11 protein-coding genes are annotated in these 16,384 nt (G+C 30.2%); 8 read left to right on the top strand and 3 right to left on the bottom strand.

Features of this window, described 5'->3' with window-relative positions; translation table 11 throughout:
- Positions 1–277: 277 nt before the first annotated feature.
- The 3 genes from LQ609_RS01075 to LQ609_RS01065 form a co-directional block, all read right to left on the bottom strand.
- The gene (locus tag LQ609_RS01075; RefSeq protein ID WP_078356131.1) at positions 278–2,845 is read right to left on the bottom strand and encodes a YfhO family protein; all 2,568 of its coding nucleotides are present in this window, start codon (positions 2,843–2,845) and stop codon (positions 278–280) included.
- Between the two features lie 154 nt (positions 2,846–2,999).
- Positions 3,000–5,594, bottom strand: a complete 2,595-nt coding sequence (locus tag LQ609_RS01070) for a YfhO family protein (RefSeq protein WP_239734239.1) — start codon at positions 5,592–5,594, stop codon at positions 3,000–3,002.
- Positions 5,595–5,619: 25 nt separating this feature from the next.
- Positions 5,620–6,549: a glycosyltransferase family 2 protein gene (locus tag LQ609_RS01065; protein ID WP_107510133.1), complete on the bottom strand. Its 930-nt coding sequence runs from the start codon at positions 6,547–6,549 to the stop codon at positions 5,620–5,622.
- 72 nt (positions 6,550–6,621) lie between these two features.
- On the opposite strand from LQ609_RS01065, the gene ylqF reads away from it, so the two are divergent.
- The 8 genes from ylqF (at position 6,622) to trmFO (ending at position 16,346) form a co-directional block, all read left to right on the top strand.
- Positions 6,622–7,506, top strand: coding sequence for a ribosome biogenesis GTPase YlqF (gene ylqF, locus LQ609_RS01060; protein ID WP_078356134.1), 885 nt, complete (start codon positions 6,622–6,624; stop codon positions 7,504–7,506).
- The gene (locus LQ609_RS01055; protein WP_078356135.1) at positions 7,487–8,263 is read left to right on the top strand and encodes a ribonuclease HII; all 777 of its coding nucleotides are present in this window, start codon (positions 7,487–7,489) and stop codon (positions 8,261–8,263) included. Before ylqF ends, LQ609_RS01055 begins: the two co-directional genes overlap by 20 nt.
- A 103-nt stretch (positions 8,264–8,366) precedes the next feature.
- Entirely contained in the window at positions 8,367–9,533 is a 1,167-nt protein-coding gene (gene sucC / locus LQ609_RS01050) for an ADP-forming succinate--CoA ligase subunit beta (protein WP_078356136.1), read from the top strand.
- Between the two features lie 17 nt (positions 9,534–9,550).
- Positions 9,551–10,459 (top strand): succinate--CoA ligase subunit alpha, encoded by a 909-nt coding sequence (gene sucD, locus LQ609_RS01045; protein ID WP_078356137.1) that lies wholly within the window; start codon positions 9,551–9,553, stop codon positions 10,457–10,459.
- A gap of 179 nt (positions 10,460–10,638) precedes the next feature.
- Positions 10,639–11,529 carry a nuclease-related domain-containing protein gene (locus LQ609_RS01040; RefSeq protein WP_239700380.1) on the top strand — a complete coding sequence of 297 codons (891 nt, stop codon included), beginning with the start codon at positions 10,639–10,641 and terminating at the stop codon, positions 11,527–11,529.
- 279 nt (positions 11,530–11,808) lie between these two features.
- Positions 11,809–12,708, top strand: coding sequence for a DNA-processing protein DprA (gene dprA / locus LQ609_RS01035; RefSeq protein WP_107509529.1), 900 nt, complete (start codon positions 11,809–11,811; stop codon positions 12,706–12,708).
- 79 nt (positions 12,709–12,787) lie between these two features.
- Complete coding sequence (gene topA / locus LQ609_RS01030; protein WP_078356140.1) at positions 12,788–14,860, top strand: type I DNA topoisomerase; 2,073 nt, start codon at positions 12,788–12,790, stop codon at positions 14,858–14,860.
- A gap of 184 nt (positions 14,861–15,044) precedes the next feature.
- Positions 15,045–16,346 (top strand): FADH(2)-oxidizing methylenetetrahydrofolate--tRNA-(uracil(54)-C(5))-methyltransferase TrmFO, encoded by a 1,302-nt coding sequence (gene trmFO, locus LQ609_RS01025; protein WP_078356141.1) that lies wholly within the window; start codon positions 15,045–15,047, stop codon positions 16,344–16,346.
- Positions 16,347–16,384: the final 38 nt, after the last annotated feature.

Raw genomic sequence — 16,384 nt, 5'->3', positions numbered from 1 at the left:
TGTAGATTAAGTCAGTAGTTAATCGAAGAGATTGACCAAGTTGTAGATTAAGTCAGTAGTTAATCGAAGAGATCGACCAAGTTGTAGATTAATTCGGAAGTTAATCTAGGAGATTGGCTAAGTTGTAGATTAAATCGGAAGTTAATCTAAGAGATCGGCCAAGTTGTAGATTAAGTCGAAAGTTAATCGAAGACATCCTCAAAATCAACACCGCACAATGAAAGGCTGAGACAATTAATTTGTCTCAGCCTCTTCCAACGATTATTCATCTATGCTTTTATAATTTATACTTTTTTCTTAACCATACTAGCAATATCAGTCCTATCAACATTCCGCAAATACTCGTTTTGAAAAATGGTGTTTCATATGTTATTTTTACTTTTTTATCATTTTTATCGACTTTGATGTTAGACATTAAATAGTTCACTTTATTTATTTTAACTGGTTTTCCATCAATTGATGCTTTTAATCCTTTATTATAAATAATTGGCATAACGAGATTTCCTGAAGGATTTTTGTTTAAATCTATTTCATAATGTGTGTGTTTGTTATGAAATTTAATATTTTGAGATTGAGCATCTTTAGTAGCATTTTTTAATGTTGAATAATCTTCACCTTGTATGTTTTTTAAATTGAAATGATATGTTCCTTTTTTAAATTTTATATGAACGGTATTTGTTGATTTTATATTTGCTGTTGTAGTGTGATGTGGTCTAATATAACGATAGTTTAATCTATATCTAAATATTTTATTTTCATTAGTTGAAATATAATAGTTCATATCTCTAGGTTTTATTATTTTAGCGTCCATCATTAAATATAATGTTTTATATTTTTCAGCAGTATTTTTTGGTAAATCAATCGTTAAGCCACCACCATTTTTATTTACAGTTAAACGTTTACCATTATAACTTGCGTTATTGTATGAAATGTTTGCTGATTTAAGTAAGTCATTAGGTGGTTTAATTTGTTTGTTTGATTTTTTATCATTTGTAATTATGCCGTTTAACATGGCATGTTCTTTTTCTAAAGGACTGTCTAAATGTGTGTCATTATAAATGTTATTAACAACTCTTGCGCTAGGCAATTTTTCTGTATTTTCATATATGTGGAAATACTCATCTTGGTCTTTAAAGGAGTCAATTCTTTTTGAAAGTGCTGGATAATGTAAATTATCTTTTGCTTTAATAGTATAATCAACATTAAATAAACTGTTTAAGTTAGTTCTTTCAGAAAAGCTAGCGTAATAACTATTACTATTTCTTGGCATACTGACTAATAAATCTTTTTCATAAAATTTAAGTATTTCTGCGTCGTAAATGCTACTATAAAGTTTAGTCCCATTAAAATTATAATACATTGCTGAATTGATAGAAAGTGGTCTTAACATATCAATACGTCTTAAATCATCAATTTGATTTTCTTTTAGTTTTTGAATTTTTGAGGATGTTTGTTGTGAATATATATTTGATTTACTGACAGTTTTAATATTTGGTGTATACTTTTTAATAACTTTATCTTGGTAGTTTTGTATAAGCGTAAATTGGTATGCAATAAGTACACAGCAAATAGCTATATTCAAATATTTAAACGGATGTTTTATTTTAAATAATAATAGAACGAGCATTATTGGTATGAAAATGAGCCAACTATAAAAAGATTGTTGCCAAAATGCTGAAATAGTAATGAATAAAATAGGTGGTACAGATGCTAAAAGAAATTGTTTTACTGTGATCATTTGGATATGTTGAACAAGCATTGCAGTAAGGCCAGCTGTAGATAGAGCTAATGCATAAACCCATCTTCTTTCAGGCATTGAAAAGCCGTTGAAAAACGAATCAAAATAAGGTGAAAATGATCCAATTAAAGATAAAATGGTGAATGTCGCTAATAATTTAAAATAATATTTCTTATATAATGGTTTTAAAAATAAAGCTGTAATAGATAGGAATGAAATCGTAATATAAAATCCACCATATAGCATATTATATTGCTTTTTAAATGGAATAATTGCATCAACATGATTGTTAATCAAGCTTCTATCGTTATTGATATAAGATAGAACACCTTGTACAAAACCAAAATTGCCAATTAAAAAACCAATCGTAATACATAAAATGAGATACAATAATTTTTGTTTAACTGTCAAAATGTCTTCTTTATATTTAAAAATAATTCTATATATTGCATAACAAGCTAAAATAATAAATTCATAATATGTAAAGTAAAAATTAGACGTAATCGTTACCGCTACTGCAAGTGTAAGTATCGTAATTTTCTTTTGTCTAAAGAGTAGTTCAATACCTAATAAAGCGAGTGGTAGGTAGAACATAACATCGCTAAAGAACGACCAAGTGAATGTAAAATAATAATAAACTGTTGAGCAAGCGTAAAGTATGCTACCTATAAAGGCATAAATTTTACGTATGTTGTACTTTAAAAATAAGAAATAAGTTACAACTATGATACACGCACATTTAAAGATTGCTATGGCTATTTGATTTGCAATAACAATATAGACTAAGTGTTCGTAGTTTGCAAAAAATTGATATATTAATACAAAACAAATACTGATCCAAGCAAAAGGAGAAGTTGAATAATAATAACTTAAATTAGAAAAATAATCTCCACCAAGACCAAATCCAATGTCATAAAACATTGTAAATTGTTTAGCATGCTCTATTAGAAACATTTGAAAAGGTATCATTTGTTTTAAACCGTCGCCAACACTTGTATATAAATCACCAAAGTGTATAAATCTATAAATGGTTGGTATGTAATATAGGATTGAAATAATAACTGATAGAAGTAATATGTATAGGATGTGTTTAAATTTTTTTAACATAATTGGTACCTTTTATCCTTTTAATATGTTGTTGTATAATTAGTTAATTATTCCCAATTATATGGATTGTTAAACTTTAACAGTAATACATTATTGATAAAGAAAAGGGGCTGAGACTTTTAAATTGTCTCAACCCCTAAAATAATAAGTTGAATTATGGTTTTCGATTAATTTTTCTTGTGAATATTATGCTCAGTCCTATGAATAGGATTGAAATGATGATCATTGTTTTAAAATAGGGTGGCGTATATGATAATTCTATATGTTTATCTTGTTTATCGACATCAACAGCAGTCATAATATGGTTTACCTTTTGAACAGGTGTTTTCTCTCCATCAACTTTAGCTCTCATACCATTTCTATAAGGGATATTGATAACCGCCGTTCCTTTATGGTGTGCTTTTAAATGTATATCTATTTTGCCATTTTCTTCTAGATAAGTGTATTGTTTGCGCTTATCAGCTTGTTTCAATGCATTGTAATTCTCGCCATACAACCCTTGTAATTTTAAGTTATATTTGCCATTTGTTAATCCTATAAAAATTTTACCGTCTTTCGGTACTGGAATACGGTACAACAAATCATCTTGATTCATTCTATATTTAGAGTCTTCAAACAGACGATTATTTTCATAATCATTAATTTGAATTGTAAAATTGGATTGAGGTAATTTCCGTTCTAAATGCATCATTAAATACATGTCTTCGTACTTACTTGCTACTTTTTTAGGTATATTTATTGTTATACCATCACCGTTATTTGGAACTGTTAAAGTATTATTATTATAGTTAGCATCTCGTTCTGTAATTTTTGTTTGATTTAATAAATTTTGTGTCTTGTTTAATTGTGCATACTCTTTTGAAGAGTCAGAAGTAGCAACACCTTTAATCATGGCATGTTCTAAATCTAATGGATTACTTATCTGTTTCTTATCAAAATATTGATTTGTAACTTTAACAGCAGGTAACATTTCCTCATTTTCTAACATTTGATATTTGCCATCATCGCTTTTGATTTTAAAGTTTGCAGGTGTTTCTTTTTGATAACTCTTTTTCATAATGTATTTAGTAGACCATAAACTATATAGATTCGATCTGCCTTGCATATTGCTATAGCGACTTAAAGATTCGTCTTGTAAATTTACTTTTACATCGCTAAATAAATATTGATTTAATTGACCATCAAAAATACTTGAATATAAACTCATACCTTTAAAATGTTGATACATCGGCGTATTATCTTGAGTTAATACTCTCCATCCAATTCTTTCATCATCATCAGTTTGATTTTTTAATTTCGATATATGCTTACGTTGAAGGCCACTATCAAATGTGCTTGCTTGTATATAAAAATCATTTGCTCTTCTTTCGTGGTCATCATGATAGATTTGATTTTTACTATGCTCTTTTGATACAAGAAAAGATAATAACAAAATCAACAATGCATAAATTATAATTGGTAGCTTACGTGTTACATTTAAAGTTAAAACAAGCAAACCACTAATGAATAAAATCGGAACCATCCATATCCATATGACATAATCTTTAGTTATGAAATAACTTGCAAATATAACAACAAAAGTTGGTAAAGTAGTTAAAATATAATGTTTAAGTGGAATCGTTTTAAAATAATAAACATAAAAACCAATTAAACCACTAGAGAAAAATGTTAATAAGTAATGCCATCTTTTTTGTGGAGCAGAAAAACCATTAAATACACTATCGACGTATGGTATAAAGCTAAAGACGATTAACATTATCGTAAATATACTGAATAGACGATAAAAATAATGTTTATATAATTTAAATGTAAGTAATGCTTGTATCGTAATAAATAGTACAACGAATAAATAGTTGTCATAAAAAATATTGTCGTGCTTCGTAAAATCTGAAAGTAATGGTATTCTACCTTGATATACTTCTCTATTATTACCTATAAAACTATGAGCAGAATGGAAAAATACAAACAAACTACTACCTAAACCAAGAACACTGGCAATAATTAATAACGTTAATTGCTGGATTCTAGGAACAATATCATCTTTATGAGTGAATATAAATCGATATAAAAAGTAAATTAGTCCTGTTAATAACTGGTAGTATGCAAAGTAGAAATTATTAATAAAAGTAATTGCAACAACAATAATGACCAAACCTATTTTTTTATCTTTTAAAAATCTTTCAATACTTAGAATTAAAAGAGGTAAAAGCATAAATACATCGCTAAAAAATGGCCAGTAAACTGTAAATCTAAAATAAATAGGAGATACAGCAAATAAAAATGACACAACAATAGAGGATATGTGATTTAATCCAAGTTTTTTAAATAGTAGAAATGTAAAAGTCATGATTAAAAATGATTTTACGATAGATATAAATATTGCGTTTTGTGCCCAAAAAATCATTTGTTCAGTATTAAAATTAAAAATGAATGAGCCTAACCAAATCAAAATTACGTTTATTATAAATAAAATATTTGTAGAAAAATAATATGCAAAATCCATAAACATATCTCCACCGAGTCCTAAATCAGTTGAATAGAAGAATGAACCACTCGTCCAATGTTCATATAAATACATTTGAATAGGGAGCATTTGTTCAATGCCATCATTAGGACCTGTGAAGATAACACCATCTTTAAAATATCTGAAAAGCACATAACTATGACCTAATATTGCTAAAATAATGAATAGGAAAATATATTTAATTTTAACCTTGTTATTTATGTAATTTTTGAATTTGTTTACCATCTCATTCACCTATATCATTATTTAATTATTCATGTTTTTTTAAATTTGATTGTTCTATTATATATTTCGGTCTATCTTTTGTTTCGTAATATATACGACCAATATATTCTCCGATTACACCTAAACTAAATAATTGAAGTCCTCCTAAGAATAAAATAGCTGAAATTATTGTAAAATAACCAGGTTCTTCAATACCATGTAAGAGGATATTAATAAATGTTATAAAAATATATAACAGGCATATAAACATCGTAAAGCCACCGAAATAAAAGCATAATCGAAGCGGTTTATTATTAAAACTAATTATGCCATCTATAGCATAATCAATTAATTTAAATATGGAAAATTTTGAATAACCATCATTTCTTTCTTGATGGTCAAAAGTTATTGTTGTCTTACTAAAACCAACCCACTCAAATATTCCTTTTGAAAACCTATTATATTCAGTCATTTTTAAAATTGAATTTGCAACTTCTTTCGATATTAAACGAAAGTCGCCTTCACCACTTTTTAATTTAACATCAATCATATATTGAGATAGTTTATAAAATACTTTAGCAGGAATTTTTTTAATAAATGATTCATTTTTACGATTTCTTAAAGCGACGACTTGGCTAAAGCCTTCTTCGTGTAATTGAATCAATTTTGGAATTATTTCAGGAGGATGCTGCAAATCAGAATCCATAATAATAATGGCATCTCCATTAGAATGTTCCAATCCACAATACATAGCTGACTCTTTTCCAAAGTTATTAGAGAAAGAAACATATTTAACTCGCTCATCTTTTTCGGATAAAGATTTCAAGACTTGAAGAGAGTGATCAGTAGATCCATCATTAATAAATATTAATTCAAATTGATGTGACAAATTTAAAAAGACGTTCGAGACTTTTTCATGTAAAATAGAGATGTTAGTTTCCTCATTATAAAGAGGAACTATAATTGATAAGAACATAACAAACCTCCTATATAGATATGGTAAATATATCATATTTCATAAGTTTAAGATAAGAAAGGATAAATATAAATGACAATTCAATGGTTCCCTGGCCATATGGCTAAAGCACGTAGAGAAGTAACTGAACAATTAAAGATGGTAGATGTAGTTTTTGAGCTTGTAGATGCTCGAATACCGTTATCTTCTAGAAATCCAATGATTGATGATATCGTTAAGCAAAAACCGAGAGTTGTAATACTCAATAAAAAAGATATGTCTAAACAAAGTGAAACAGATAAATGGATGCAATATTTCAAGAATCAAGGATTTTATCCAGTACAAATTGATTCTAAACATGGTAAACATTTAGGTGAGCTTATGAAGGCTGCACAAGCTGCAACTAAAGAGAAATTTGATAGAGAAAAGAGTAAAGGACTTCGCCCAAGAGCGATTAGAGCCATGATTGTAGGGATTCCTAATGTTGGAAAATCAACCCTTATTAATAAATTAGCCAAAAAATCTATTGCTAAAACTGGAAATACGCCAGGTGTAACAAAAAAACAACAATGGATTAAAGTTGGAAAAGAATTAGAACTATTAGATACACCAGGTATTTTATGGCCGAAGTTTGAAGACCAAACGATAGGAAAAAAACTTAGTTTAACTGGTGCAATAAAAGATAGCATCGTTCATTTAGACGAAGTTGCGATATATGGATTGAACTTCTTAATTGATAATGATCCTGAAAAGCTAAAACAATTTTATCAAATAGAATTAAATGAAGAAGATGAAGTTGTAGATTTATTCGATCAAATTGGTAGAAGAAGAGGTATGTTGAAACGAGGAAATGAAATAGATTATGAATCAGTAACAGAATTGATTATTAGAGACTTAAGAAATGCTAAAATAGGCAACTATTGCTTCGATATTTATGAAGAAATGAAGGATGGACTTTATGAAACAAAAGAGCATTAAAGATATTACATCTGAGATTAATCTTTATGAATCAATTGATGAAATAAAAGGATCGATTTATTACGAAGATGAAAGAAAAGGGGTTCAAACCGCTTTTAAAAAAAGATTAAAACAATTAGAAAAAATAGAAAATCTTAATCTGAAATATATTAAAATGAATCAATATGAGAATCAAATATTAGCTGATAAAGAAGAAGCACTGATATGTGGAATAGACGAAGTAGGTCGAGGTCCATTAGCTGGTCCTGTTGTAGCAAGTGCAGTCATTTTAGAACGAGGCCATCATTATTTAGGTATTACAGATTCTAAAGCATTATCACAAAGTAAAAGAGTGTTTTTTGAACAAGAAATTTATAATAAAGCATTATCAGTAGGTATTGGAATAGCTACAGTTGAAGAAATCGATCAATTAAACATATATGAAGCTACTAAAGTTGCTATGCAAAGAGCGATTGACCAATTGGATTACAAGCCAGACCATTTATTGATAGATGCTATGAAGCTAGATAATGGTATTCCCCAAACATCAATTATTAAAGGTGATCTGAATAGTGTTTCTATCTCTGCAGCAAGTGTAATTGCAAAAGAGTACCGAGATAGATTGATGGTAAAGTTGAATTCAGAATATCCAGGATATGATTTTGATAAAAATAAAGGTTATGGTACTAAAGCTCATTTAGAAGGTATTGAAAATTACGGAATAACGCCTATTCATAGGAAATCTTTTGAGCCAATCAAATCAAAAGTGAAATATTAGTCTAACAATTCTTAAAAATAGACTCTCCTTGTTTACAATAACGCTTACATTTTCTATAATTGAGAAGTAAGCAAACATATTGTATGTAATAGGAGGATGGAGAATGAATATCCATGAGTATCAAGGTAAAGAGATTTTTCGCTCTATGGGCGTAGCTGTACCTAATGGTTCAGTGGCTTTTTCACCTGCTGAAGCAGTAGAAAAAGCAAAAGAATTAGATTCAAATGTTTATGTAGTTAAAGCACAAATCCATGCTGGTGGCCGTGGTAAAGCTGGCGGAGTTAAAATTGCTAAATCAATTGATGAAGTTCGTGAGTACGCCAAAGAATTATTAGGTAAAGTACTTGTTACACACCAAACAGGTCCAGAAGGCAAAGAAGTTAAACGTCTTTTAGTTGAAGAAGGATGCGATATTCAAAAAGAATATTACATTGGTTTTGTTATTGATAGAGCAACAGATAGAATTACTTTAATGGCTTCAGAAGAAGGCGGAACTGAAATTGAAGAAGTTGCAGCAGCAACTCCTGAAAAAATCTTCAAAGAAGTAATTGATCCTGTAACTGGATTAATGCCTTATCAAGCTAGAAGAATTGCATTTAATATTAACATCCCTAAAGAATCAGTGAATAAAGCTGTTAAATTAATGATGTCTTTATATAATGTGTTTGTAGAAAAAGACTGTTCAATTGTTGAAATTAACCCATTAGTTACAACTGGTGAAGGTGAAGTTTTAGCACTTGATGCAAAAGTAAACTTCGATGATAATGCTTTATTCAGACATAAAGATATCGTTGAAATGCGCGACTTAGAAGAAGAAGACGAGAAAGAAATCGAAGCTTCTAAATATGATTTATCATATATTGCTTTAGATGGAAATATTGGTTGTATGGTAAACGGAGCTGGTTTAGCTATGGCTACGATGGATACAATTAATCACTTCGGCGGTAATCCGGCTAACTTCCTTGACGTGGGGGGCGGCGCTACTAAAGAAAAAGTTACTGAAGCATTCAAAATCATTTTAGGTGATTCACAAGTAGAAGGTATATTTGTAAATATCTTCGGTGGAATTATGAAATGTGATGTTATTGCAGAAGGTATTGTAGCAGCTGTCAAAGAAGTTTCATTAGATATGCCTTTAGTTGTTAGACTAGAAGGTACTAATGTAGAACAAGGTAAACAAATCTTAAAAGAATCTGGTTTAGCAATCGAACCTGCATCAATCATGGCTGATGGTGCTCAAAAAATTGTTAAATTAGTTCAAGAACGATAAGAAAGGCGGAGAGTTACGTGAGTGTATACATCGATAAAAATACAAAAGTATTAGTTCAAGGTATTACTGGTGCAACAGCACTTTTCCATACGAAACAAATGCTAGATTATGGTACTCAAATCGTTGCTGGGGTAACACCTGGTAAAGGTGGCCAAGTAGTTGAAGGCGTACCAGTATTCAATACAATAGAAGAAGCAGTTGCAGAAACTGGTGCTACTGTATCAGTAATATATGTTCCAGCTCCATTTGCAGCAGATGCAATTGTTGAATGTGCAGACGCTGAATTAGATTTAGCGATTTGTATAACTGAACATATTCCAGTTATTGATATGATAAAAGTTAAGAGATATTTAGAAGGCAAAAAAACGCGTTTAGTAGGACCAAACTGTCCAGGTGTTATTACAGCTGACGAATGTAAAATTGGTATTATGCCAGGCTACATTCACAAAAAAGGTCATGTAGGAGTAGTATCACGTTCTGGTACTTTAACTTATGAAGCAGTTCATCAATTAACTCAAGCTGGTATCGGTCAAACGACAGCAGTAGGTATTGGTGGCGACCCTGTAAACGGTACAGACTTTATTGATGTATTAAAAGCATTCAATGAAGATGACGACACATATGCTGTTGTTATGATTGGTGAAATTGGTGGTACAGCAGAAGAAGAAGCTGCTGAATGGATCAAAGCTAATATGACTAAACCTGTTGTTGGTTTCATCGGTGGTCAAACAGCACCTCCAGGAAAACGTATGGGTCATGCTGGTGCGATTATTTCAGGCGGTAAAGGTACTGCATCTGAAAAAATCAAAACACTTAATGACTGTGGCGTAGATACTGCAGATACACCATCTGTTATTGCTGAAACATTAATCAACCGTATTAAAAAAGAAGACGGTTTATATGAAAAATGTTTAACAATCAAATAATTTAGTTTATAAGAATAAGTGCAGTGTTTTTACGAGTAGTAAACACTGTGCTTATTTGGTGTTTTAATTTTGAGAGGAAAGTGACAATTAATTTGTCTCTCTCCTCTTATTTTTTTATGGACTTAATTAAATTCATATAATATAATATATGTAAAATATTTACAAACTAGGAGTGAAAGATGAATTTTAACTCAGATTTTTTATATTACAATGCTTTACAATCAAGATTTGAAGCTAATAATAGCAACTATGAAATAATAAATAAGATACATGGTTATGAAGGTGAACGTATTGTTGATAACCATTTAAAACTTCATGGAGATATCGTTTATAAGCATAATCTTGAATTTATAGCTACGAATCCATTCCAAATTGACTTTTTAATAGTACATAATAATCAAATTAGTATTTTAGAAGTAAAACATTATTACGGGGACTTTGAATTTTTTGATCAATATATACAAAGTGCTCATCATAATCGTTATCCCTCACCGTTTATACAACTAAAAAAAGGAAAAATAAATCTCCAACAAATTCTTCTCGAAATAGATATTAATCTACCAATAAATGAATATTTAATATTCTCAAATTCAACATTTACAGCAAAATCTTCAATTCCAAAACGCTCACAAGTACTTTTGAAATCAGAATTTCATAAATTCCCAAAATTATTTCAATCAAAACAGATTACTAGGGACAAGTTGATTCTTAAGCAAATCATGCAAAAACAACAATTTTTTTCACATAAATTTAAACAGAGAATTAAACTTGATTTTTCACTTATAAAGAAAGGTATTAAATGTCCAAATTGCAAAAAGCTTTATACTATTTCAATTGAAAAAAATAAGAAGTATATGATATGCATACAATGCAAGAATACTTTCAAACGAAGGACGGTTTATTATTTCAACATAATGGAATTAGCAGTTATAAAAGGGGAAGAAGGGTTTACCTTACAAGAGGCAATTCAATCGTGTGAAGCAGAAAATGTATATTCAGTAAGGAGGATATGTAATGAGTTTTTAGAATGTGAAGGACAAAGATATAAGAGATATTATTTAAAAACATAGAAAGAAGTTAGAGGGAGAGTTGATAACGAGGAAGAAATAGTAAACAAGCACGTTAGAAATTCTAACGAGCAAGACTCACAAAATAAGCACGTTAGGGCACAAATTAAGGTTTTAAAAGTGAAGGATCACACAAAAAAGCTATAAAAATCAGCTCTAACGAGCAAGAAATAGTAAACAAGCACGTTAGAAATTCTAACGTGCAAGACTCATAAAACAAGCTCGTTAACACTTTCTTCTTCTAACAATTATTAAATTAACATTGTAAGGAGCATAACTATTATGAATAATTATCAACAAACGATTTTGAAACTAATTTATGCAGGTTACACGACAAATCATATTCATAAAATGCTTCGATATGATTCAACCTTAAGTTTTGTAGCTTATCGAAGTGAGTTTTCAAATTTTATTTATAAAAGTGGATTAAATTATAACAATATGTTAGAAATGTATACTAAATATGTGAGTAGCGATATTGATAAAATTCTCAAAGCAATGCATATAAGAAACATTAAATTATTATTTAGTGATGATGAAAATTATCCAAGGCTATTGAAAGAAATTTATGATTATCCTTTAGTTTTATTTGGCATCGGTGATATGTCAATATTGAATAATGAGAAGAAATTAGCTATAGTCGGTTCAAGGAAGGCTACAACTTATTCTGAACAAATATGTAATGCTATTATTCCAAAGCTAATAAATACAAAAATAGCAATTGTCTCTGGTATGGCTATGGGTGCAGATTATTTTGCGCACTTAAAAACAATTGAACATGGTGGTCAAACAATAGGTGTTGCTGCTTTTGGTTTAGATTATCATTATCCAAACGCTACAAAATATATAAATGAATTAATGAGAAAATATCATCTTGTTATATCTGAGTATTACCCGACTACAAAAGTTCAAAAGTGGCGTTTTCCAGAAAGGAATCGTCTTATAAGTGGATTGTCTCAAGGTGTACTTGTTACAGAAGCTGATGAACGTAGTGGATCTTTAATAACAATCGATTTAGCTTTGGAACAAAATCGAAATGTTTATTGTTGCCCGGGGACGATTTTTCAGACGTTAAGTAAGGGTGGTAATAACAGAATTAAAGAAGGTGCAAAGCTTGTACAAAATGCTCAAGATATTATAGAAGATTATTGTACATTTAGTGAACAAAAACTAATTTTATAAAATGTTTTAATTGACAAAGCTGAATTTATCAGTTTATCATTTACACTTGTAATCAATAGAAAAGCAAGGGGGACTTACTTTGGCAGAAAATCTTGTCATTGTTGAATCGCCTGCAAAAGCAAAAACCATTGAAAAATATTTAGGAAAAAAATATAAAGTCGTTGCATCTATGGGGCATGTAAGAGATTTACCTCGTAGTCAAATGGGCGTTGATGTTGAAAATAATTATGAACCTAGATATATAACTATTCGCGGTAAAGGACCAGTCGTCAAAGATTTAAAACGTTATGCTAAAAAAGCAAAGAACGTTTATCTTGCAAGTGACCCGGACCGTGAAGGCGAAGCGATTGCGTGGCATTTAGCACATATATTAGATATAGATAAAAATGAAAAATCAAGAGTAGTATTTAATGAAATTACAAAAGATGCAGTAAAAGATAGTTTTAAGCATCCTAGAGAAATCGAGCATGAATTAGTAGATGCTCAACAAGCACGTCGAATTTTAGATAGATTAGTTGGTTATAATATTTCTCCTGTTTTATGGAAAAAAGTTAAAAAAGGTTTATCAGCTGGTCGTGTACAATCTGTAGCATTAAGACTAGTTATAGATCGTGAAAATGAAATTAATAATTTCAAGCCTGAAGAGTATTGGACAATTGAAGGTTTATTTAAACATAAAACAAAATCATTTAGTGCGAAGTTTTTACATGAAAAAAGTAAACCAGTTAAATTAAAAACTGAAAATGATGTTAAAAAAATAACAACTCAATTAGATGGAGATAAATTCGAAGTCACTCAAGTAACTAAAAAAGAAAAACTGAGATATCCAGCTAAATCATTTACCACTTCTTCTTTACAACAAGAAGCTTCTCGTAAATTGAATTTTAAAGCGAGAAAAACAATGATGCTTGCACAACAATTATACGAAGGTATCGATTTGAAACGCCAAGGTACAGTTGGTTTAATTACTTATATGAGAACAGACTCTACACGTATTGCTGACAGTGCAAAAGCAGAAGCTGCGACATTTATTGAGAATCAATATGGTAAAGAATATTTATCAAAATCAAAAGAAACAAAAGGTAAACAAGGCGCACAAGATGCCCACGAAGCTGTGAGACCAACAGGCGTTGAACGTACTCCTGATCAAATGAAAGCATTCTTATCTAGAGATCAATATCGTTTGTATAAATTGATTTGGGAACGTTTCATGGCTAGTCAAATGGCTCCAGCAATCGCAGATACTGTTGCAGCTGATATTACGCAAGGTGATTTGAAATTCAGAGCAAATGGTCAAACTATCAAATTTAAAGGTTTCATGAAAGTTTATGTTGAAACTAAAGATGATACGGATGAAGAAAAAGAAGGCAAGTTACCACCGTTAGAAAAAGGTGACCTTGTAACTGCTGAGAAAATTGATCCAAAACAGCACTTTACTCAACCACCACCTCGATACACTGAGGCACGTTTAGTTAAGACTTTAGAAGAACTTAAAATTGGTAGACCGTCGACTTATGCACCAACAATTGACACAATACAAAAGAGAAATTATGTAAAAGTCGATCAAAAAAGATTTGTTCCAACTGAACTAGGAGAAATCGTTCATGAATCTGTTAAAGAGTACTTCCCTGAAATCATAGATGTAGACTTTACTGTTAATATGGAAACACTTCTAGATAAAGTAGCTGATGGTGAAATTGAGTGGAAGAAAGTAATAGATATGTTTTATGAGAATTTCAAAATAGATGTAGCTAGAGCAGAAGAAGAAATGGAAAAAATCGAAATTAAAGATGAACCAGCTGGTGAAGATTGTGAATTATGTGGTTCTCCAATGGTTTATAAAATGGGCCGATATGGTAAGTTTATGGCATGTTCCAACTTCCCAGATTGTAGAAATACAAAAGCAATCATTAAAACAATCGGCGTGAAGTGCCCTAAATGTAAAGAGGGCGAAGTTGTAGAACGTAAATCTAAAAAGAATAGAATATTCTTCGGTTGTTCTAGATATCCTGAATGTGATTACACATCATGGGATAAACCGTTAGATCGTTCATGTCCTAAATGTGAAACTGTATTAGTTGAGCGTAAAAAAGGAAAATCAGCTCAAGTAGTGTGTCCAAATTGTGATTATAAAGAACAAGAACAAAAATAGAAATATAAAGTGCAAAAAGTTATTTTTAAGGATAACTTTTTGCACTTGTTTTTTGTTTTAATGATTTAAAGGTAAAACGTCACTAAATTTTAAAAATTATTATTACTTTATCATTTGATTAAATTCAGATTTGTTATACAATTCAATGTGGAGCAAAAATTGGAAAATCAAGGAGGCATATAAAATGACTTCAATTAACGTTATAGGAGCTGGGTTGGCTGGTTCCGAAGCGGCTTATCAAATAGCCAAGAGGGGAATACATGTTAATTTATATGAGATGAGACCGGTTAAGCAAACACCTGCACATCATACAGATCAATTCGCTGAACTAGTATGTTCGAATTCTCTACGTGGTAATCAGTTAACAAATGCAGTAGGTGTTTTAAAAGAAGAAATGAGACAACTTGATTCACTTATTATCAAAGCTGCAGATAATGCTCGTGTTCCTGCGGGAGGGGCACTTGCAGTAGATAGACATGATTTTGCAGGATACATTACAGATACATTAAAAAATCATTCTAATATAACTGTGAAAAACGAAGAAATTACTGAGATACCAGAAGGTCCAACAATAATTGCGACTGGTCCTTTAACAACAGAAAGCTTAACGAAGCAAATTATGGATATAACTGGTGAGGAGCAATTGTATTTTTATGATGCAGCTGCACCAATTATTGATAAAGAATCAATCAATATGGATAAAGTGTATTTGAAATCACGTTATGATAAAGGTGATGCAGCTTACTTAAATTGTCCTATGACAGAAGAAGAATTTGATACATTTTATAATGCTTTAATTAAAGCAGATGTTGTTCCTTTAAAAGAATTTGAAAAAGAAATTTATTTTGAAGGATGTATGCCTTTTGAAGTGATGGCTGAAAGAGGAAAGAAAACTTTATTATTTGGTCCAATGAAGCCTGTAGGTTTAGAAGATCCGAAAACTGGTAAAAGACCATATGCAGTTGTTCAATTGAGACAAGATGACGCTGCAGGTACTTTATATAATATTGTAGGTTTCCAAACTCATTTAAAATGGGGTGCTCAAAAAGAAGTTATTTCATTAATTCCAGGATTAGAAAATGTAGATATCGTGCGTTATGGTGTTATGCACAGAAATACATTCATTAATTCACCAAACGCTTTAAAAGAAACATATCAATTAAACTCTAGAAATGATTTATTCTTTGCAGGACAGATGACAGGTGTTGAAGGGTATGTAGAAAGTGCAGCAAGTGGATTAATTGCGGGTATTAATGCGAGTAAATTAGTTTCTGATTTAGAGCCTATTAAATTCCCAAGAGAAACTATTATTGGAAGTATGGCGTATTATATAACACATGCTAATAAGAAAAATTTCCAGCCTATGAATGCGAACTTTGGATTATTACCTTCATTAGAAAAACGAATTAAAGATAAAAAAGTACGTTACGAGACATTAGCTAATCGCGCTCTTAAGCACTTAAACTCATTTAAAGTAATGCTATAGTAAATATTTTAAGATTTATTATAATTGTGATACAATTC

Origin of the sequence: Mammaliicoccus sp. G-M28 (assembly GCF_022386595.1) — a bacterium.
Taxonomy (GTDB): Bacteria; Bacillota; Bacilli; order Staphylococcales; family Staphylococcaceae; genus Mammaliicoccus; species Mammaliicoccus fleurettii.
Note: the sequence above shows the minus strand (reverse complement) of the source record. Positions and strands in the feature narration are given on the sequence as shown.

Bases quoted from the DNA above. Each gene is read 5' to 3' on its own strand.
- LQ609_RS01075 (WP_078356131.1), bottom strand. From the start codon at position 2,845: ATGTTAAAAAAATTTAAACACATCCTATACATATTACTTCTATCAGTT.
- LQ609_RS01070 (WP_239734239.1), bottom strand. From the start codon at position 5,594: ATGGTAAACAAATTCAAAAATTACATAAATAACAAGGTTAAAATTAAA.
- LQ609_RS01065 (WP_107510133.1), bottom strand. From the start codon at position 6,549: ATGTTCTTATCAATTATAGTTCCTCTTTATAATGAGGAAACTAACATC.
- ylqF (WP_078356134.1), top strand. From the start codon at position 6,622: ATGACAATTCAATGGTTCCCTGGCCATATGGCTAAAGCACGTAGAGAA.
- LQ609_RS01055 (WP_078356135.1), top strand. From the start codon at position 7,487: ATGAAACAAAAGAGCATTAAAGATATTACATCTGAGATTAATCTTTAT.
- sucC (WP_078356136.1), top strand. From the start codon at position 8,367: ATGAATATCCATGAGTATCAAGGTAAAGAGATTTTTCGCTCTATGGGC.
- LQ609_RS01040 (WP_239700380.1), top strand. From the start codon at position 10,639: ATGAATTTTAACTCAGATTTTTTATATTACAATGCTTTACAATCAAGA.
- dprA (WP_107509529.1), top strand. From the start codon at position 11,809: ATGAATAATTATCAACAAACGATTTTGAAACTAATTTATGCAGGTTAC.
- trmFO (WP_078356141.1), top strand. From the start codon at position 15,045: ATGACTTCAATTAACGTTATAGGAGCTGGGTTGGCTGGTTCCGAAGCG.